Source organism: Vibrio sp. (assembly GCF_984391705.1).
Genome location: NZ_CFHWOM010000019.1, coordinates 2,124 through 20,013, shown reverse-complemented (window position 1 = coordinate 20,013; position 17,890 = coordinate 2,124). Strand labels below are relative to the sequence as shown.

At 43.2% G+C, this 17,890-nt stretch carries 19 protein-coding genes; 10 read left to right on the top strand and 9 right to left on the bottom strand.

What is annotated here, in order from left to right; all coding sequences use genetic code 11:
- Positions 1-35: 35 nt before the first annotated feature.
- The 3 genes from AC4MRV_RS11915 to AC4MRV_RS11905 all read left to right on the top strand — a co-directional run bounded on the left by AC4MRV_RS11915 (position 36) and on the right by AC4MRV_RS11905 (position 2,344).
- Positions 36-794, top strand: coding sequence for a substrate-binding periplasmic protein (locus AC4MRV_RS11915; RefSeq protein WP_491187553.1), 759 nt, complete (start codon positions 36-38; stop codon positions 792-794).
- 11 nt (positions 795-805) lie between these two features.
- Positions 806-1,612, top strand: a complete 807-nt coding sequence (locus AC4MRV_RS11910) for a hypothetical protein (RefSeq protein ID WP_491187552.1) — start codon at positions 806-808, stop codon at positions 1,610-1,612.
- A 72-nt stretch (positions 1,613-1,684) separates the two neighbouring features.
- Entirely contained in the window at positions 1,685-2,344 is a 660-nt protein-coding gene (locus tag AC4MRV_RS11905; protein WP_491187551.1) for a DUF2726 domain-containing protein, read from the top strand.
- Here AC4MRV_RS11905 and AC4MRV_RS11900 read toward each other — a convergent pair.
- The 3 genes from AC4MRV_RS11900 to AC4MRV_RS11890 all read right to left on the bottom strand — a co-directional run bounded on the left by AC4MRV_RS11900 (position 2,341) and on the right by AC4MRV_RS11890 (position 5,507).
- The gene (locus AC4MRV_RS11900) at positions 2,341-3,594 is read right to left on the bottom strand and encodes a sensor domain-containing diguanylate cyclase (protein WP_491187550.1); all 1,254 of its coding nucleotides are present in this window, start codon (positions 3,592-3,594) and stop codon (positions 2,341-2,343) included. The two genes, AC4MRV_RS11905 and AC4MRV_RS11900, sit on opposite strands and share 4 nt — an antisense overlap.
- A gap of 100 nt (positions 3,595-3,694) precedes the next feature.
- The gene (locus AC4MRV_RS11895; protein ID WP_491187549.1) at positions 3,695-4,732 is read right to left on the bottom strand and encodes a GGDEF domain-containing protein; all 1,038 of its coding nucleotides are present in this window, start codon (positions 4,730-4,732) and stop codon (positions 3,695-3,697) included.
- A gap of 283 nt (positions 4,733-5,015) precedes the next feature.
- Positions 5,016-5,507 (bottom strand): VOC family protein, encoded by a 492-nt coding sequence (locus AC4MRV_RS11890; RefSeq protein ID WP_491187548.1) that lies wholly within the window; start codon positions 5,505-5,507, stop codon positions 5,016-5,018.
- Between the two features lie 371 nt (positions 5,508-5,878).
- Between AC4MRV_RS11890 and nirB the strand changes: the two genes are divergently transcribed.
- The 4 genes from nirB to cobA all read left to right on the top strand — a co-directional run bounded on the left by nirB (position 5,879) and on the right by cobA (position 10,792).
- On the top strand, positions 5,879-8,437 hold the full coding sequence (gene nirB, locus AC4MRV_RS11885) for a nitrite reductase large subunit NirB (protein WP_491187547.1): 2,559 nt from the start codon (positions 5,879-5,881) through the stop codon (positions 8,435-8,437).
- Positions 8,438-8,451: 14 nt separating this feature from the next.
- Complete coding sequence (gene nirD, locus AC4MRV_RS11880) at positions 8,452-8,775, top strand: nitrite reductase small subunit NirD (protein WP_409386952.1); 324 nt, start codon at positions 8,452-8,454, stop codon at positions 8,773-8,775.
- Between the two features lie 263 nt (positions 8,776-9,038).
- Entirely contained in the window at positions 9,039-9,887 is an 849-nt protein-coding gene (locus AC4MRV_RS11875; protein WP_491187546.1) for a formate/nitrite transporter family protein, read from the top strand.
- Positions 9,888-10,033: 146 nt separating this feature from the next.
- Positions 10,034-10,792 carry a uroporphyrinogen-III C-methyltransferase gene (cobA, locus tag AC4MRV_RS11870; protein ID WP_491187545.1) on the top strand — a complete coding sequence of 253 codons (759 nt, stop codon included), beginning with the start codon at positions 10,034-10,036 and terminating at the stop codon, positions 10,790-10,792.
- Positions 10,793-10,832: 40 nt separating this feature from the next.
- On the opposite strand, the gene AC4MRV_RS11865 is transcribed toward cobA, so the two are convergent.
- Positions 10,833-11,702, bottom strand: a complete 870-nt coding sequence (locus AC4MRV_RS11865; RefSeq protein WP_491187544.1) for a LysR family transcriptional regulator — start codon at positions 11,700-11,702, stop codon at positions 10,833-10,835.
- A 111-nt stretch (positions 11,703-11,813) separates the two neighbouring features.
- On the opposite strand from AC4MRV_RS11865, the gene AC4MRV_RS11860 reads away from it, so the two are divergent.
- Positions 11,814-12,185, top strand: a complete 372-nt coding sequence (locus tag AC4MRV_RS11860; protein WP_491187543.1) for a DoxX family protein — start codon at positions 11,814-11,816, stop codon at positions 12,183-12,185.
- Between the two features lie 36 nt (positions 12,186-12,221).
- A complete protein-coding gene (locus AC4MRV_RS11855; RefSeq protein WP_491187542.1) occupies positions 12,222-12,704 on the top strand; it encodes a LabA-like NYN domain-containing protein in 483 nt (160 codons plus the stop codon).
- Here AC4MRV_RS11855 and AC4MRV_RS11850 read toward each other — a convergent pair.
- The 3 genes from AC4MRV_RS11850 to AC4MRV_RS11840 all read right to left on the bottom strand — a co-directional run bounded on the left by AC4MRV_RS11850 (position 12,684) and on the right by AC4MRV_RS11840 (position 15,935).
- On the bottom strand, positions 12,684-12,872 hold the full coding sequence (locus AC4MRV_RS11850; RefSeq protein ID WP_491187541.1) for a DUF2986 domain-containing protein: 189 nt from the start codon (positions 12,870-12,872) through the stop codon (positions 12,684-12,686). The genes AC4MRV_RS11855 and AC4MRV_RS11850 overlap by 21 nt on opposite strands.
- Positions 12,873-12,938: 66 nt before the next feature.
- Positions 12,939-15,080: an EAL domain-containing protein gene (locus tag AC4MRV_RS11845; RefSeq protein ID WP_491187540.1), complete on the bottom strand. Its 2,142-nt coding sequence runs from the start codon at positions 15,078-15,080 to the stop codon at positions 12,939-12,941.
- A gap of 6 nt (positions 15,081-15,086) precedes the next feature.
- Positions 15,087-15,935, bottom strand: a complete 849-nt coding sequence (locus AC4MRV_RS11840) for a phosphate/phosphite/phosphonate ABC transporter substrate-binding protein (protein WP_491187539.1) — start codon at positions 15,933-15,935, stop codon at positions 15,087-15,089.
- A gap of 13 nt (positions 15,936-15,948) precedes the next feature.
- On the opposite strand from AC4MRV_RS11840, the gene AC4MRV_RS11835 reads away from it, so the two are divergent.
- Positions 15,949-16,101, top strand: coding sequence for a hypothetical protein (locus tag AC4MRV_RS11835; protein ID WP_491187538.1), 153 nt, complete (start codon positions 15,949-15,951; stop codon positions 16,099-16,101).
- 206 nt (positions 16,102-16,307) lie between these two features.
- On the opposite strand, the gene AC4MRV_RS11830 is transcribed toward AC4MRV_RS11835, so the two are convergent.
- Both AC4MRV_RS11830 and AC4MRV_RS11825 read right to left on the bottom strand, forming a co-directional pair.
- Positions 16,308-16,667, bottom strand: coding sequence for a hypothetical protein (locus AC4MRV_RS11830; protein WP_491187537.1), 360 nt, complete (start codon positions 16,665-16,667; stop codon positions 16,308-16,310).
- Between the two features lie 5 nt (positions 16,668-16,672).
- The coding region (locus AC4MRV_RS11825) for a trypsin-like serine protease (RefSeq protein WP_491187536.1) at positions 16,673-17,890 on the bottom strand (1,218 nt) is incomplete at its 5' end.

Sequence of the window (17,890 nt, the reverse complement as noted above, 5' to 3'; positions counted from 1 at the left end):
AAGTAAAAGAAGGCCCATCATTTTAGAGGTAGCCTATGCGAAATATTATACTGATATTGAGCCTGAGTTGGCTTTTATTTGGAACTTCGCAGGCCACTCAACTCAATCAACTTCAGTACTTAACTGAAGATTACCCACCTTATAATTACAAAGAGGGTGACACTGTCACTGGTTTGGCCGTCGATTTACTCATTGAGGCGTCAAAAGTTTCGGGTAGTGAACTTTCAGTCTCAAACATATCTTTACAGCCTTGGCCAAGGGCCTATCGTTCGACTCTAATTCGGCCCGATACCGTGTTGTTTTCTACCACTCGTACAGAGTCACGCGAAGAATTATTTAAATGGGCGGGTCCGATTAGTACAACACGCATTGTTATTTTAGCCAAGCGAAGTCGTGATATTGAGATTACTCACCCGATGCAAATTGCTAAGTATCGTATTGGAGTTATCCGAGATGATGTTGGAGAGCAGTTACTTTTGACGCTTGGCGTTCCTAGAGACTCTATGATTGAAAGCTCTGTCCCTCAAACATTGGCGAAACAGTTCGCTAAGGATCGCATAGACGTTTGGGCTTATGAGGAAAACGTTGCGCGTTGGTGGTTGAAAAAAGAGCAGCTTGAGAGTGATGAACTTGAGGTCGTTTATGTTCTCAGAGAGGGCGAGCTTTACTATGCATTTAATCAAGCGGTAGACGATGAATTAATTAATCAGCTTCAAGTAGGGTTAGACTCGGTAAAACAACAACGTGATAGTCAAAAGTCGGTCTATGAAACGATATTAGAAAAGTATTTTTAGAAGGGGGGTATATGAGGCTTTGGGTATTAGTAGCAATACTATTTACGGGTCAAACACTAGCAAGCGAAAAGATCACTTTAAGTTTACCGTCTCAAGTTGATGGTGGGCATGTGTTTTTTCATGAGTTGCTCTATGAAGCATTATCAGCGCAAGGTTACAGCGTAGCGATTTCCTCACCAAGTGAGCACATACCCCAAAAACGTGTCGTCAAAATGGTAGAGTCGGGAGCGCTAACCTTAACTTGGTTGTTGCCCACGGAAGATAGGAACAGACGCTTTGTTTCAGTGCCGGTAGCATTAACCAACGGCCTAATTGGCAAGCGAATATTGCTCATTCCTCCTTCGCTACAACCTCAGTTTGATAAAATTGGTAACTTAAATGACCTTCGACATTCAGGGTTAGTCGCGGGTTTAGGCATTAATTGGTTCGATGTTGATGTATGGGAAGCCAACAATTTGCCAGTGTATTTAGCAGACGGTGAGTGGCGTTCATTGTATCAACGCCTGTCACCCGATGGTGCCGTCAACTACTTCCCGAGAGGTCTCAATGAGATCGTTGCAGAAGCCGAGATGAATCCAAATTTGGCAATTGAGCAGCAATTGATGATTCAATATGACCGAGATTTCTACTTTTACTTGTCTTCTAAATACAAACACTACCAACCGATAATCGAACAGGCATTAGTTGCAGCGAGAAACTCGGGCTTGATTGATGAGTTGGTCGAAAAGCACTGGAGCTCAACGTTTGATCTTGTTAATCCGGCAGAGCGGGTTTTGATTCGTTTAAATATGCCTGCGTCGATATCGCAAAATAACTAGCAGGTCGTTGCTGTAACCGTATAAAATATAATAATAAAGTAATGAGTCCTTGTTTAGAGTAGCGAGTTTCGAATGGAAAGTGTTTTTATTGTTGTAGCCATACTAGTGGTATTCTTTGTCGTGGTTCAACAACGCTATTTAAAACAAGATGAACTTAAGGATAGTGCGTATAAAAAGAAGGGCCCTCTGCTAAACATGCAGGAATCAGCCTTCTACAATGCCCTAATTACCGCTGTAGGACAGCATGGTGTTGTGCTTGCCAAAGTTTCGATGAGTAGCGCTATAACCCCAATGGCGACCAACAAAAAACAATGGTTTATTGCGAATAACCGTATTTCGAAGAGCTACTTTGATTTTGTTGTGTGTGATCCACGTACTCTTCAGCCTAGAGTTGTGGTCGAGCTTGATAATGGAAAAGAGCTCGACAAAGGAAAAATTGAGCGACAGAAGCTATTGATGCATGTCTGTAAATCAGCTTCTATCCCACTGATTGGTGCGAGCATTAAGCACAGTTATCAAGTAGGAAGGTTAAGACGCTTATTGGCAGCCCATATCGACCTGATTGAACCAGAAAAAGAAGTTCGTTTTTGTAAACGCTGTGGTAGCCCAATGGTGATAAAAATCGCTAGCCAAGGTGAGCATAAAGGCCGTCGATTCTTTACTTGTAGTAGACAGCCTCATTGTACATATACCGAGAACTACAATGTTGTTTTCGAAGAAGACCAACCTTAAATGAGCGAGCCAAATAAATTGCCTTTGTCAGCATAGATAACCTGGTTTTTCCCTTGCGCTTTTGCTTTGTAGAGATATGTATCAGCTTCTTTAACTTGTTTACGAAAGTCCATTTGGGTTTGATGAGATAAACCAGCACTTAGTGTGACATGAAAAGTAGCCCCCTCAGTTTGAAAGTCATAACTTGCCATCGAAAGGATAAGGTTCTCTGCTAGGTCAATGCTGTCTTTAAGTGGGGTATTTGGTAGTAATACAATAAATTCCTCTCCTCCCCAGCGGCCTATCGCACCAGTATCACCAAATATATTCTGGCATAGTGATGCCACGTGTAAGATCACTTGGTCACCGACTAAATGACCATGCTGGTCGTTTATCGTTTTGAAGTCGTCAATATCAATCATGAGTACTGACAGCGATTTTAAAGGCTTTGCTAACTGATCAAGGTAATGGTAAATCGCATTGCGTTTTAGAGCGCCGGTTAGGTCATCGTGTTTGGCTTGGAAAGCAAGTTTTTGCTGTAAATGGTATTTTTCAGTGATGTCGACCATGACAGATTGGACCGCTGGTTCTCCATCCCATTGAATACAGTTTTCATACAGTTGAAAAACGCGACTCACCCCATCGTAACATTCGTTCTCAACCTCGGAACTAAAGCCTTTGAGCTCGCCTGAAATCAGTTTGCGATATTTTTCTTGAGCCTGAAGACGTCGAGTTTCAGGTATCAATTGGAAAAAGTCAGACTGAGAAAGGACAATTTGTATTGAGTCGGCTTTTGTCATTGATACGAAAGCTTTGTTCACCATTAATGGTTTGAAGTTTCGATGAACAATGATCCCTTGATAGGAATTGGCAATCAATTCTCGGTATTGGCGCTCATTGTCTCTAACGCGCTGGTTTGCTTTATCTAGTGTGGACATATCAATAACAGTGATTTGAAGTGCCGGCTCTCCTTCAAATTCAACGACATGCTCAACCGTGAGTACAGTAAAAGTGCGTTTAGTAGAGTCTTTGTTAACGTACGAACGAACGCCTGGCTGCATTGCTCCTGACATAATGCCATCGTAGACTTGTTGCGCCGATTGATGTGAATTAGGGTCGATTATTTCAAATAGGGAATCGAGCTCCATAATTTGCTGACCTGATTCATAGCCAAAAATGTGGGCGTATTTATCGTCCACATAGAGAGGCTTAAAGTTACGGTGGATGACAACACCATAGGTCGAATTGATATTAAAAGCTAAAGGGTCCATTCATATCTTTATTGCAGAGCACATATAGGTGAAGCTAGCATAAAAATTACGGAGTATCATTCTGAAAGTTTATTTTTGTGTCTCTGCCACTGAGCAAGGCTTAATTGCCAGGGGAAAATACGGGCTCCTCGCTCACCATAACTTGATTACGTCCGTTTTGTTTTGCCTTGTATAATTCTTTATCTGCTGCTTTAAGAACAGATTCCAAACTGTCGAAATGATGACATTGATAAACACCAATACTAGCGGTGAGTTGAATTGGATTTTCTGCACCGCTAAACCCATACTGTTCGATGGCTTGACGTATCAATTCTGCTTTGTATGTTGCATATTTCAGGTCGGAGTTGTGTAAAGCGATACAAAACTCTTCACCACCGATTCGGTAGACTAAATGTTCATCGCACAATGCATCGAGTAGAGCCGCTGTTTCGACCAGAACTTTATCACCTACATCATGACCATACCTATCATTGACTTGCTTAAAGAAGTCGAGGTCTAAAATGAGCAAAGACAAAGGTACTTTAGTGCTTTCATTATGGTATCGGTTAAAGTTATGCACCAATGCATGTCGATTATAAACCCCCGTTAAAGAGTCACGAGAGGCTAGCTGGCCCAAAGAGGCTTCTGACGTTTTACGTTTTACCTCAAGTATATGCGAGGTTAGCCAGATACAAGAGAAGGTAAGTGCGAAGTTAATGGCTAGGTGTGCACTATCAACAAAGCTGCATTCAATGATTTTGTAGGAAACCGTGATTAAAACGGTTAAGAAACCTGTTCCAGTGGCTAACGTTCCTTTACGTCGACCCAAAATAAGATAAAACAGAACGGGAAACAGGCACGCCCAGGTGAACAACCCATACGAAAGTGGGTAGACGAAAGTCGCATAAGTAACCAGTGAAATGAGAGCAAAGACATAACTAATGGTTAGGGAAGCCCCTGCAGAATGCCGATAAGTGTTATGGCAGACAAACAGTGAAATAAGGCTAAAAGTAGCGAGAGGCCAAGTTTCTATTGGAGCCGCTCCTCCTAACAAATTGATAACACTGAAAATTGCAGACATGCATGAAAGCAGCAAACTGAGCCAAAAAAGGACAGCTCGACGAAGATGTCGAGAAGGATGAAAAATATCTAGCTCCATGCCCCTTTACCTGCATTATATGCCAAAGTACGAATATCAGACCATAGTATGCATTTGAGGCGCGGAATCAAGAATAGCACGGAATCGAGATCACATAATTTGAATGATAATCGATGCTTTTGTGAGCAACGCGGTTTGAAAGTGAGTAGTGTGAATAGCTATGCACTTTTACTCACTATCTACAACGAGATGCTCCCTGCCAAGAATGCTTAAAGCAGGGAGTTTGAGTCACTTTAACCATGCAGCCTCTTAGTTGGTGGAAAGTGTGTATTAGTTAAAATCTTTATTCGTAATCTGACGCGTAAGTTTCTTCATAAGAGTGTGAGTAGAACTCGAACAAGTTACCAAACGGGTCTTCTAGGTAAACCATTTGTGCTTGTTTTAGTTCGTCTTCTGGGTGGTAACGGTGAATATCCATGCGAACCTTACCGCCAAACTCTTCAACGCGTTTAATCGCAGTGTCAAATTGCTCTTTCGATACTTGCAGACAGAAGTGGAAGATGCCTAGGCGAGAGAAGTCTACTTCGTGGCGTTCTTGACGCTCTTTCATTTCGAACAGCTCTACACCAATACCGTCTGAAGTCACAAGGTGCGCAATATTGAAGCCTTTAAAACCTTCGCCAAATACAGCGATACACATACGGCCGATAGCAGTTTCACGTTCTTCAATAACTTTAGTGTTGTTCATGACAATACGAAGACCGAGTGCTTTCGTGTAGAACTCGACCGCTTTGTCCATGTTGCCAACCATGATACCGACGTGATTCATTTTCATAATACGCTCCAAAAACTGATTAATTCGTTGTGTGTTTTGTTTCGATGGAGAGAAGTATAGGGGCGGCAGAATCCAAATAAAAATTATCGATAATTATTAGTTTGATAATTTATTGTTATTAATGGGATGCTAATTGCAAATGTGAAATTAGCAAAGCGCGCATTGTCAAAGATATCGTTATAGAATTCGAGATATTTCACGAAATGGAATTGACTGCTCTAAAATGAAAAGTAATTACAAAATATAAGTGGTTATTTTGTGTTCCTACCCCTTTAGGGTAGTTTATTTCTGTAATTGATTTACATCATGTATTAATTTTCTTTCATAATTAACAATGCGCTCAGATAAGAACCTAACCCTTAGGAAGTATTATGAGCAAGTTGAAGCTGGTCGTTATCGGTAACGGTATGGTAGGACACCGTTACATTGAAGACTTAGTCGAGAAGGCAGATGCATCTCAATATGAGATCACTGTTTTCTGTGAAGAACCACGTGTCGCTTATGACCGTGTCCACCTTTCTTCTTACTTTTCTCACCACACAGCGGACGAGTTATCTCTAGTTAAAGAAGGTTTCTACGAAAAGCATGGTGTGAATATGTTAATTGGTGAACGTGCCATTAACGTAAACCGCGAGAAACGTATCGTTCATTCAAGCACTGGCCGTGAAATTCAATACGACAAGCTGATTATGGCAACTGGCTCATTCCCGTTTGTTCCACCTATCAAGGGCCGTGAAAGTAAAGACTGTTTTGTTTACCGTACTATCGAAGATCTTAAAGCGATCGAAGCGTGTGCGAAGAAGAGCAAAATCGGTGTGGTTATCGGTGGCGGTCTACTTGGCCTTGAAGCGGCGGGTGCATTGAAAGCACTTGGCGTAGAAACTCATGTTATTGAGTTTGCACCAAAGCTTATGGCAGAACAGCTAGACCAAGCGGGCGGTAATCAACTTCGCCAAAAGATTGAGAGTATGGGTGTTAAGGTTCACACGAGCAAAAACACACTCGAAATCGCTCCTGAGGGTAAAGAATCACGTAACGTTATGCGTTTTGCAGACGGTACTGAACTAGAGACAGACTTCATTGTGTTCTCTGCAGGTATTCGTCCACAAGACAAGCTTGCTCGCGACATGCAGTTGGATGTAGCACCACGTGGCGGCATCGCAATCAATGATTTTTGTCAGACTTCTGATGAGAACATCTACGCAATCGGTGAATGTGCGTCTTGGAATGAAACCTTCTACGGGTTAGTTGCTCCTGGTTACAAGATGGCAACGGTAGCGGTTGACCACATTGTGGGTAACGACAGCAAGTTCGAAGGTGCTGATATGTCAGCGAAGCTTAAACTACTTGGTGTAAAAGTTGGTTCTATCGGTGACGCTAACGGCCGTACTCCTGGTTGTAAGAGCTACGTTTACCAGAACGAAGAGCAAGAAGTTTACAAGCGTCTCATCGTATCTGAAGACAACAAGAAGCTTCTTGGCGCAGTAATGGTCGGTGATACGTCTGATTATGGCGATCTTCTACAGTTAATGCTAAATGAAATTGACCTACCAGAACATCCAGACGCATTGATTCTGCCAGCTCACGCAGGTGCAGAAAAACCAACCCTAGGCGCTGATGCACTTCCAGAATCTGCGGTTATCTGTTCTTGTTTTGATGTTACAAAAGGCAAAATCGCGGAAGCCGTTGCACAAGGTCACCACACGATTGGTGATATCAAAGCAGTAACGGGTGCTGGTACGGGTTGTGGCGGTTGTATTCCTCTTGTTACATCAGTGCTAAACGCTGAACTTGAAAAAGCCGGCGTTGAAGTAAAAGCAGACGTTTGTGAGCACTTTGCTTACTCTCGCCAAGAGCTTTTCCATCTAGTACGCATCGGCGAAATCAAATCATTTGAAGAATTGCTAGAGAAACATGGTAAAGGTTACGGCTGTGAAGTGTGTAAACCACTAGCTGGTTCTATCCTTGCGTCATGCTGGGGTGACCACATCCTTAAGCCATCTCTGGTTAAACTGCACGATACCAACGATAACTTCCTAGGTAACATGCAAAAAGATGGTACGTACTCTGTTATTCCACGTATGGCTGGTGGTGAAGTAACGCCACAAGCACTTGCAGCACTTGCAGATGTAGCCGCCGAATACAACCTGTACACCAAGATCACAGGTGCACAGCGTATCGGCCTATTTGGTGCACAGAAAGATGACCTTCCTGCAATCTGGAAGAAGCTAATCGAAGCGGGTTACGAGACAGGTCAGGCTTATGCGAAAGCACTGCGCATGGCTAAGACGTGTGTCGGCTCTACTTGGTGTCGTTACGGCGTTCAAGATTCAGTTGGCCTAGGCGTGATGATCGAGAACCGTTACAAAGGCATTCGTACTCCTCATAAGATGAAGTTTGGTGTGTCTGGTTGTACTCGTGAGTGTGCAGAAGCGCAAGGTAAAGACTTGGGCATCATCGCAACAGACGCGGGTTGGAACATGTACGTGTGTGGTAACGGTGGTATGAAGCCTCGCCATGCAACATTACTGGCTGGCGACCTAGACCAAGAAACACTGATCAAATACATCGACCGTTTCATGATGTTCTACATCCGTACGGCTGCGCCACTACAGCGCACATCAGTATGGTTTGAAAACCTAGAAGGCGGTATTGATTACCTACGTGAAGTGATCATTGAAGACAAGTTAGGCATTAATGACCAACTTGAAACAGACGTAGCGAAATTGGTTGAAGAGTATCGCTGTGAGTGGACTGACACAATTAACGATGAAACTCAGCTTAAGCGTTTTGCACACTTCGTGAACTCTGATGAGCGTGACGACAACGTTATGTTCGTGACAGATGGCCGTGAGCAACATCGCCCGGCAACATTCACTGAAAAACATCCTGAAGCGAAAGGCGACATCCTTCACGTAGAAGTGGTTTAAGGGGAGAAGAAATCATGGCATTTACAAAAGTTTGCAACATCGAAGACATCATCCCAGGCACTGGCGTAGTCGCACTATTTGAGGGTGAGCAAGTGGCTATCTTTCGCCCACGAGCAACTGAAGAAGTCTTTGCAATCAACAATATGGACCCATTTTTTCAGTCAAATGTACTGTCACGTGGCCTGATTGTGGAGCACGATGAGCAATTATGGGTAGCAAGCCCACTTAAGAAGCAACGCTTTAACCTAGCAACAGGAGCATGTATGGAAGATGAGCGCATGAGCGTGAAGTCTTACAAAGCACGTGTTGCAAAGGGCAAAGTGGAGGTAGCGGCTTAAATACCCGTTTAAAATGTAGTTTTATAGCCAAAATAGTTGTTGCTGCAGCTAGGCGACAAGCCGATTCATCCCTATGAGCATAGGTGTTTTATGTGATTAGGGTGAAGAGGCGCAGGCAACAACGCTGCGGCAACAAATATGAAGGCTATGGAGATTTAATAGCTTAAAGGTTCGCTGCTTCTCAGTTGGGGAACAGAGAAACAGCGAGTCTTTCACTATTCGATTTTAACTTTTTACTTTCAATTTTGAATAAGGACACATTCATGTCTACAGATTTTAAACCTGCTGAATTCGTGCAAACTATGATCAATGTTGGCGAAGCAAAGACGAAAACGAGCGCTCGTGACCTGCTTCTTCGCGGCACTATGGCTGGTATCATCTTATCGCTTGCAGTGGTTGTTGCAATTACAACCATCGTACAAACAGGTGTCGGTGTTGTTGGTGCGTTAGTCTTCCCAGTTGGCTTCGTTATTCTATCTGTGATGGGCTATGACTTGGTAACAGGGGTATTTGGTCTAGCGCCGCTGGCTAAATTTGAAGGTCGTCCTGGTATTACTTGGAACCGCATTTTCCGTTGTTGGGGGCTTGTTGGTCTGGGCAACCTTATCGGTTCTTTGATTGTTGCTTACCTAGTAGCAATCTCACTAACAGGTAACTTTTCTCTAGAACTTAACGCAGTTGCGAAGAAGTTCATCGCGGTTTCTACTGCACGTAGCCTAGGTTTTGAAAACATGGGTATGGACGGATGGATCACCTGTTTTGTGCGCGGTATCTTCTGTAACCTAATGGTTTGTCTAGGTGTGATTGGTAACATGACAGCCCGCACTGTCGCTGGTCGTGTTGCAATGATGTGGTTCCCAATCTTCATCTTCTTTGCACTTGTGTTCGAGCACACAGTAGTAAACATGTTCCTATTCCCGCTAGGCATGATTCTTGGCGCTGACTTTGGCATTGCGACTTGGTTGAACTTCAACCTAATCCCAACAATCCTAGGTAACATTGTTGGTGGTTTGATTATGACTTGTATCCCGCTTTACCTAACTCACGCGAAAACTGCACCTTCTATCTCAGATGAGGAAGAAGTGACTGCAGAACCTTCGCTAGCGAAATAAGAAATACAGCCCCATGTATACGCATGGGGCTTTGATTTTCTCTAAACCAATAATGTAAGTGTTTGACTATAAACAGTAGCGACTCAGTGTTCAGTTAACTTCGAGTGCTACTCTTTATAATCAAATTTCTATGGGTAGGCATTGCGATGACCACTTCACACATATCTCAACTTAATAGCGGTTTTGTTTCTTTGGTTGGTGCCGGACCGGGTGATCCAGATCTACTTACTGTAAAAGGGTACCGTGTTATCCAGCAAGCGGAAGTGGTTGTCTATGATCGTTTAGTATCACCTGAAATCCTAGCTTTGGCAGATAGCAATGCTGAAATGATTTATGTGGGTAAGAAGTTGGACTTTCATTGTGTCCCACAAGATCAGATTAACCAACTGTTGGTAGACAAAGCACAAGAAGGTAAGCGAGTCGTACGTTTAAAAGGTGGAGATTCGTTTATATTTGGGCGAGGCGGTGAAGAGCTTGAAGAGTTAGCGCAACATGGCATTAGCTTTGAAGTTGTCCCAGGCATAACTGCTGCTGCGGGTGCAACGGCTTATGCGGGGATTCCTTTAACGCATCGCGATCACGCGCAAAGCGTTCAGTTTATTACAGGTCATGTGCAGAAAGATGGCCGTGAAATCGAATGGCACTCTTTAGCTCAGTCTAATAACACACTCGTGTTTTACATGGGGCTAAAGCAAAGTGGATACATTACCGAGAAGTTACTCGAAACAGGTTTAGACGCTGAGATTTCATGTGCCATCATTGAAAATGGTACTCGTCGAGAGCAACGTGTATTTACGGGCCCACTAAAAGATCTGCCAAATATGGCGAAAGAGGCAGTGAGCCCAGCGCTTATTGTTGTCGGCAGTGTCACCTCGCTACACGACAAGCTGAATTGGTTTAACTAACCTAAACATCAAAAGGCCTCGAACATTCGAGGCCTTTTGTTTATTGGAAGTAATCGGCGAGAAAGTCGATGAAGGCTCGAATCCTAAAGGGAAGGTGTTCATCATTTTTGTACACAGCGTACATGGTCAAGCTTGGTTTCTCTAGGTGTGAGAGGATCTCGACCAAATTTCCTTGGTTAAATTCTTCTTCGACCATCCATCTCGGCATGGCCGCTATGCCACAGCCTCGTTTAGCCATGTCGACAATCATCTCTGGGTTATCACTGGTAAACGTTTCCTGGACTTTCACTTTCTCTCCGTCAATTTTCCAAATGTTAGAAGGAGATATCAGAGAGTAAGTCACGCATTGATGTTGAACTAAATCCTGGGCGTTGTTTGGGGCAGGATGCGAATCTAAATAAGTGTTTGCTGCAAAGTAACACACTTGGTGATCAAGCAGCTTTTTGGCTCGCAATCCAGAATCTTTTAAAACGCTGGCTCTGATTGCAATGTCAGTGTTGTCTTCCAGCAGATTGATCATCTTATCGTTAACAGACACATTAAAAGTCACTTTGGGGTGCAGAGTCATAAACTGATGGATAGGTGCTGCCAGCCGTTGAGTCGCAAACGCTGAGGGAGCTGAAATAGCGATGCGTCCAGAAATCGTGGTCAGTTCTCCTTTTATGCGCGATTCAACAAGCTCAAGTTCTTCGAGAAGTTTGGCGGTATTGGCTAGGTATTCCTTTCCTTGATGCGTGAGCACGATTTGGCGAGGATTACGGTCAAACAAACGAAAGCCTAAATCATTTTCTAACCAAGATATCTTCTTACTTACGGCGCTTTGGGTGATGTTCATTTCATTAGCCACAAGTGTGAAACTTCCTAGCCTAGCAGCGTGACTGAATAAGCGAATGCAATCCAATTTGTCCAATTTAGCATTCCTATTGGGAATAGTAACTAGTCAAAATCTAGCATTTATCAGACATTGTTGGAATGAATATAATCACCTTAAAGAAATGATAGATAAGAAATGAGGTGATTTATGTTCATAATTACATTACTGCTGATTGTGTTTTTTGCACTTGCGAGCTCAATTAAATTGGTCGGTTGGCATAAAGCTGTGTTTGATACTCAATTGGAATTTTTTAAAAGCTATGGCTTAAATCGCCAAGCTATGTTCTTAGTTGGTGTCGTTGAATTGTCTGCGGTGGTTTCGCTGGCGGTGGCTTTGGTTCTTTCAATACCCATTGCAACAGCATTTGGAGCAGCACTGATTGCGCTCACCTCAATCGGCGCGATTTTCTTTCATTTAAGATTTGATACGTTTTCAGCGGCCATCCCTGCAATCACCACGTTATCTTTATCAGTGACGCTATTATGGGGCAATAATACTGTGTTTATAGGGGTGTTCTGATAGAGTATTACACTTTGTTTATAAACTGAGTCGATCATGGAAACAGTCGCTATTTTTGTTGATGTTCAAAATATCTATTACACAACTCGAGACAAATACCGAGCAAATTTTGATTACAACGAGTTCTGGTACATAGCAACAGAAGGGAAGGACGTTGTTGAAGCGAATGCTTACGCTATTGCCTCTAATGATCCCAAACAGCGTCAATTCCACCATATTCTTCGTGGTGTTGGCTTTGAAGTAAAACTAAAGCCCTATATTCAACGCGCCGATGGCAGCACTAAAGGAGATTGGGATGTAGGTATTGCTTTGGACGTCTATGAGGCCGCGAGCAAAGTCGATAGAGTGATATTGTTGTCGGGTGATGGTGATTTCGAAGTGTTAGTGGAGCGCGTCCAACAACGATTCGGTGTCAAAGTTGACGTATATTCAGTTCCAGGGCTTACCGCACAAGCCTTGATTGACGTGTGCGATAAATATATTCCGATTGAAGAGAACTTATTGCTCAGAAGAGCCTGATTCTTCCGTTTCTGTTACTTCAATAGCACCGTTTTGTTGCTCTTCTACTTCTAGCTTCGCTCGTTCAGCTTTTGATACGTAGCGAGGCTTATTGCTTTTATGAAGCTTTGCATTTTTCTTTTTCAGCTTTGCTTTTAAGATGCTATTGATCTTCTTCTTACGGTTCATGATATTGACCTATGATCTTGGAGTGCGGGGCATAATACATAAGTTGGCCGTAAACCTCAAAGTAACTTATTGCTCCGCCACTTCAAGCGGAGTTTGTAGTTGTTGACCAAATTCGCGCGCAGGCAAAGGTCGGCTGACTAGATAACCTTGGCCATACTCACAGCCAAGTTGCCGTAACAACCCGAATTGATGTTCTGTTTCAATCCCTTCCGCCACACTCATCATTTTCATGCTGCTTGCGATCGAGAGGATCGCTTCAATCAGAGAGGTATTACTGTTTTCAGGGGATAAGCAGAAGATAAAGGACCGATCAATTTTTACGCCATCAAATTGATATTCTTGAAGGTAACTAAGCGATGAATACCCAGTACCGAAGTCATCTAACCAAATTTTAAGGCCAAGATTTCTCAACCCTGCTAGGACATGCTTAATCTGTTCGCTGTCTGAGAGTAAAAGTGTCTCGGTTACTTCCACATGAAATGCTGAAGCTGGCAAATTGTACTGATTTAATGCCTGTTTAAACAGTTTTACCAGATCTTGTCTATGTAGCTGGCGAGGCGAAAGATTGAGTGCGATGTAGAAGTCCTCACCATATTGACTTCGCCAGCAAGCGACTTGCTTTGCTGCTAGTTGAATCAAATGCTCGCCAAGAGTAAGGATTAGATCGGTAGACTCTGCTACGGGGATAAACTTGTCTGGTCCAATAAACCCCTGTGTAGGGTGGTTCCAACGCACTAATGCTTCTGCGCCAACAATTCGTTTGTTTCTGATATCAAATTTGGGTTGGTACCACAGCTCAAATTGCGAAAGATCGTCGATCGCTTTTCGTAACTCACGTTCAATATATGAGCGCTCTTCAATGGCTTTATCCATCTCATGAGTGTAAATACTGTAAGCGTTTTTTCCTTTACGTTTTTGTTCGAACATTGCTAGTTCTGCGTGACGACATAGGCTTTCCGCGGAGTCGCCAAAATCTGGATAGCACGCAATCCCAATACTTGCGCTACAGGCTAGTTTGTAATGTTTATGCTCTATCGGTTCAGTGACGGTGTCGAGGACAATATTCGCAATGGTGGTAATTCTTGTCTCTCGAGTATAGGGCACCATCAACATGAATTCGTCACCGCCTACTCGGGATAACATGCAGCGTTCACGAAATGGTTCAGATAAATTTTTATCTATAAACTCAATAAGACGAGTGCAAACACGCAAAATAACCTCGTCCCCGACATGATGCCCGTAGTTATCATTCACGAACTTGAAGTCATCGAGGTCAATGAAAAGTACGGCAACGAGCTCATCTTGTTGGCGGCTAATGCTTTCATTAAGCAGCTGGATGAATCGAAGGCGGTTCGGTAACCCGGTAAGTTGGTCATGAAAGGCAAGATGCTGAATATGATCGGTATGTGCGGTTACAGAGCGCTGCATCTCGTTAAATGCGTCAACCAGACGATCCAGTTCTTTATAAGGACCTGATTTTTCGATGGGTTCGAAGCGGCCCTCTCGGGTTTGTTTTAACTGCTGGATAATACGTGTAATCGGATTAGCGAAGGAGCTTGAGACGCTATAGGCCATTAATACACCGCATATAAGTCCAACGGCAGAGAAGAACAATTGCCAGCCACTCATTCGTTCCCGATCTTGTCGTCCTAAGGTATCTAGCTCTTTGGCGCTCTTATTAAGCTCTTTAATTAGGCTATTTTTATTCAACTCTAAATAGACGACACCAATATGATTGTCTGCTTCTGAAATGGGCGAGGCTATCAATAAGCGCTCTCCGGCGTGTCGTTTAACGATCTTTTGAGTTGCCAATACTTCAGCAATCAATTGAGGATATTTATGAGGCAACCCAAAGTTCGAAATATCTGGGGTACCATCGTGAAAAATCATGCCTTCTTTATCGACAAGCTGGATAACTTCAACGTTTGGTTGGCTAAGGTTTGTTTGAAGTATGTAAAGGGCTTCAGAAACATTGTAATGATAGAGCTGATCAAAGGTCTGCTGGCTAAGAATCTTTGCCAAAGAAACGGCTTGTTCTTCTACTTTTTTTTGCAGGGACTGCTCAACGCTTTCGGATATTTTGTCGAATATTTGATTGGACTGACGGTCATAAGCCACATTGTACAAAATAAAGTTAAGCGCGCAGACTAATGTCACGACGCAAGCTGTCGCGAGAATTAAGTGGCCTTTGAATCCAAAATTTTTCATTGGTTATTAATGTGCTTCAAATTTAGTAAGTAGTTGCTCTGCTTCATATAATAATTTTTCCGCTTCACTATCAATCTGTGAGAAACGTTTAGTCTCTTGGTAGTTTTGTAAAACGCTTTTACCAAGCTCAGATTGGTCCAGTTCGAGCAAAATCTCTTTCAGTTCTGAAGCAACTGCAGGGTCGAGCTTTGCTGATACACTCATGATGGAGCGGGGGTACTCGCTAGTTTCAGCAAAAGTATGTAATTGTTGTTTGAGTGCGGCGGGGGTGTCTTTAGGGTTTGACCAATTTGACGAGCTAAATGCAATAGCATCAACCATACCTTTTGCTGCCCACATACTCATATTGACTTCGTTGGTTTCGCGAAGCATATCATCAAAGAAAAAATAGCCAACTTTGTCTGGATCTGGCTGTGATTGTAGTGACGTTATTTGTTGCACTTTTAACCCTTGGCCAAGGAGTTTCATCATTGGAAGGAAATAACCGCTCGTTGAACCGCGATCTTCAAAGCCAATGATTTTACCCTGGAGTTCAGAAAGGTCTTTGTATTGGTGAGTTTTGTTAGCGACAAAGATGGAGCTATAGCTTTCTTCACCTTTCTTCCAGCGAACAAGAATAGGCTCTGCTTGGGCTCGTTGCTTGGCAACCAACGCTGGGTAAATGGTTGAACTTATGAGATCAACTTCTCCTGAACGCAGTGCATAAACGAGCTCATCAATGGTTGGGTAAACTTTTATCGCGGCGTCTTCAAAGCCGTGGTGAGCTAATTGTTTTGCGACATGAGAAAACAGAGGGTAGCTATCTTTAATACGTTTCTTTGGTTTGGAGGAGATAACACCGTAGTTTAACGTCATTACGGAGTCGCTCTTGGCACTAACTTGGGGCAACCAAACCAAAGAGCTACATGCGAGTAGTCCAGTTATTAAGAATTTCTTCACAATCACTACGCTTCATCAAAACAACACGCTGTACTTTTATCATGATGACTACCAAATTGAAAGCGGTTTACTAACCAATTGACTGAATGGACAAATGAGATTTATAAAATGTGTGGGCTCACGCTCAAAAATCATGAGTGTGCGGTACAAGTTCTCTTAAAATTCAAAGAGTAAACGAATATGAGCTGGAACAGTGTGTGTTGTGGAATGGCTTTTGGGACACAAAAATGTGAAGAAAAGCCATACTGTCGTATGGCTTTTGATTAGAGCAGAGAAGTTAACTATTGCTTAAAGTGGCGTCGCTTGAGGGTTGTTTATCACAATCTCAGCGCTATTCAGTTCTTGAGGCAATGTTAGTTGAAACTCTTCAAACGCGGGGGCGCGTCTGCAGTAGTCTGGTTGCGTACGTACAATGCTCACAGAGACTTTATTTGCTGCTACACTGTCTATCTGCAGTTGAAAACTGTCGCTTTTGCTACATCCAGTGGATTTGGCAACAAACATAAGCAAATGATCCCATTTCTTATGAGACAGCAGTGGCTCTACTGTTCCTTCAACATTGGTCGTTTCAATGTCTATGCTGTTGCTCATGCAGCCGACACTTGTGGCCGTTAGCATTGCTAGACATAGCAGCTTAGTTCTATTCATACTAATTACTTTCTTCTCATAACAGCTAAAGGTAAAAGGAACATAACTAACCACGCTGGTACACTACCACCGGAAGAACTTGACGAACTACTCGTTACGGTTGTTGTGGTCGCTTCATCTGTTCCTGTCGAATCAGTGGAACCGGAGTTGTCAGGCGCTACTGTAGGGACATGTTTAATGTTTCTAAGGTATACCGAATCAAGATTAGAGAAGTTATCCTCGCTTCGTTCAAATGCGAACATAACACTGTTCGTGCTTTCTGTTAGGTTAATATTATCGGCATACCAGCGAGTATCATTACTAGACAGATTAGCAATACGTTCGTTATTGACATAAACCTTAAAGCGACTGTCTTGATTAAATATCGCCATACGAGACTCTACCGACAATTTACCTGCTGGTAAGTTGTCTAACATCATAATAGAGCTTTGGCCAAGAGGCGTTTGGCCTGACTTCAATACGCTGTTTGAAGCATCGAATACGACCCAAGGGTTCGCGTTGCTATACGCAGAGTCACCAGTTGACACGGTTGCTTTTAGCTCGTCACTCGCACCGGCTAAACCATAAGAGTGGAATGTCGTTTTTAGTGCAGGATGAGTTGTGCTGTCGGTGTTGACAATCAAAGTCTCACCGTTAGCTCCTAGTGCCGATGTGAACTCAACGGTAATGTTACAGCTTTGGTTGGTCGTCAGTGTGCCGATATTTTCACATTCATTCGATACGACGTTTAGAGCACCAGAGTCAGGTAGAGTAACGCCTGTTACCGTAAAGTCTGGAGCTCCGCTATTTTCAACCGACAAAACCTGAGTGATTGTTTTGCCGGCACCCATATAGCCTGAGTAAATGTTTTGACGATAGCTATGACCGTTGGTTTGGTTATCAATCCAGCTCTTTAAGTGAGCGACGTTGGCATAAACTCCATACTTGTTAGGCTGGGCACAGCCTTCACCCCAGCTGACTACACCCACTTGAGTAACAATGCCGTTATTGTCGAATACTAAAGGACCACCACTGTCTCCTTGGCAAGAGTCTTTACCACCGTCTTCATAGCCCGCACAAAGTGTGGACTCATCGATTGAGCTGTATGACCCGCCACTCGCTTTACAGGTTGCCTGGTTAACAACGGGCAGGGATACTTCAAATAGTTCATTCGGGTAAATAGAATCTTCCGCTGGGTTACTTTGTTGGTTTCCCCAGCCAATCACGGTAACACTGTCATTTTC

Coding starts and splice junctions, on each gene's coding strand:
- AC4MRV_RS11915 (WP_491187553.1), top strand. CDS start 36: ATGCGAAATATTATACTGATATTGAGCCTGAGTTGGCTTTTATTTGGA.
- AC4MRV_RS11910 (WP_491187552.1), top strand. CDS start 806: ATGAGGCTTTGGGTATTAGTAGCAATACTATTTACGGGTCAAACACTA.
- AC4MRV_RS11905 (WP_491187551.1), top strand. CDS start 1,685: ATGGAAAGTGTTTTTATTGTTGTAGCCATACTAGTGGTATTCTTTGTC.
- AC4MRV_RS11900 (WP_491187550.1), bottom strand. CDS start 3,594: ATGGACCCTTTAGCTTTTAATATCAATTCGACCTATGGTGTTGTCATC.
- AC4MRV_RS11895 (WP_491187549.1), bottom strand. CDS start 4,732: ATGGAGCTAGATATTTTTCATCCTTCTCGACATCTTCGTCGAGCTGTC.
- AC4MRV_RS11890 (WP_491187548.1), bottom strand. CDS start 5,507: ATGAAAATGAATCACGTCGGTATCATGGTTGGCAACATGGACAAAGCG.
- nirB (WP_491187547.1), top strand. CDS start 5,879: ATGAGCAAGTTGAAGCTGGTCGTTATCGGTAACGGTATGGTAGGACAC.
- nirD (WP_409386952.1), top strand. CDS start 8,452: ATGGCATTTACAAAAGTTTGCAACATCGAAGACATCATCCCAGGCACT.
- AC4MRV_RS11875 (WP_491187546.1), top strand. CDS start 9,039: ATGTCTACAGATTTTAAACCTGCTGAATTCGTGCAAACTATGATCAAT.
- cobA (WP_491187545.1), top strand. CDS start 10,034: ATGACCACTTCACACATATCTCAACTTAATAGCGGTTTTGTTTCTTTG.
- AC4MRV_RS11860 (WP_491187543.1), top strand. CDS start 11,814: ATGTTCATAATTACATTACTGCTGATTGTGTTTTTTGCACTTGCGAGC.
- AC4MRV_RS11855 (WP_491187542.1), top strand. CDS start 12,222: ATGGAAACAGTCGCTATTTTTGTTGATGTTCAAAATATCTATTACACA.
- AC4MRV_RS11850 (WP_491187541.1), bottom strand. CDS start 12,872: ATGAACCGTAAGAAGAAGATCAATAGCATCTTAAAAGCAAAGCTGAAA.
- AC4MRV_RS11845 (WP_491187540.1), bottom strand. CDS start 15,080: ATGAAAAATTTTGGATTCAAAGGCCACTTAATTCTCGCGACAGCTTGC.
- AC4MRV_RS11840 (WP_491187539.1), bottom strand. CDS start 15,935: ATGACGTTAAACTACGGTGTTATCTCCTCCAAACCAAAGAAACGTATT.
- AC4MRV_RS11830 (WP_491187537.1), bottom strand. CDS start 16,667: ATGAATAGAACTAAGCTGCTATGTCTAGCAATGCTAACGGCCACAAGT.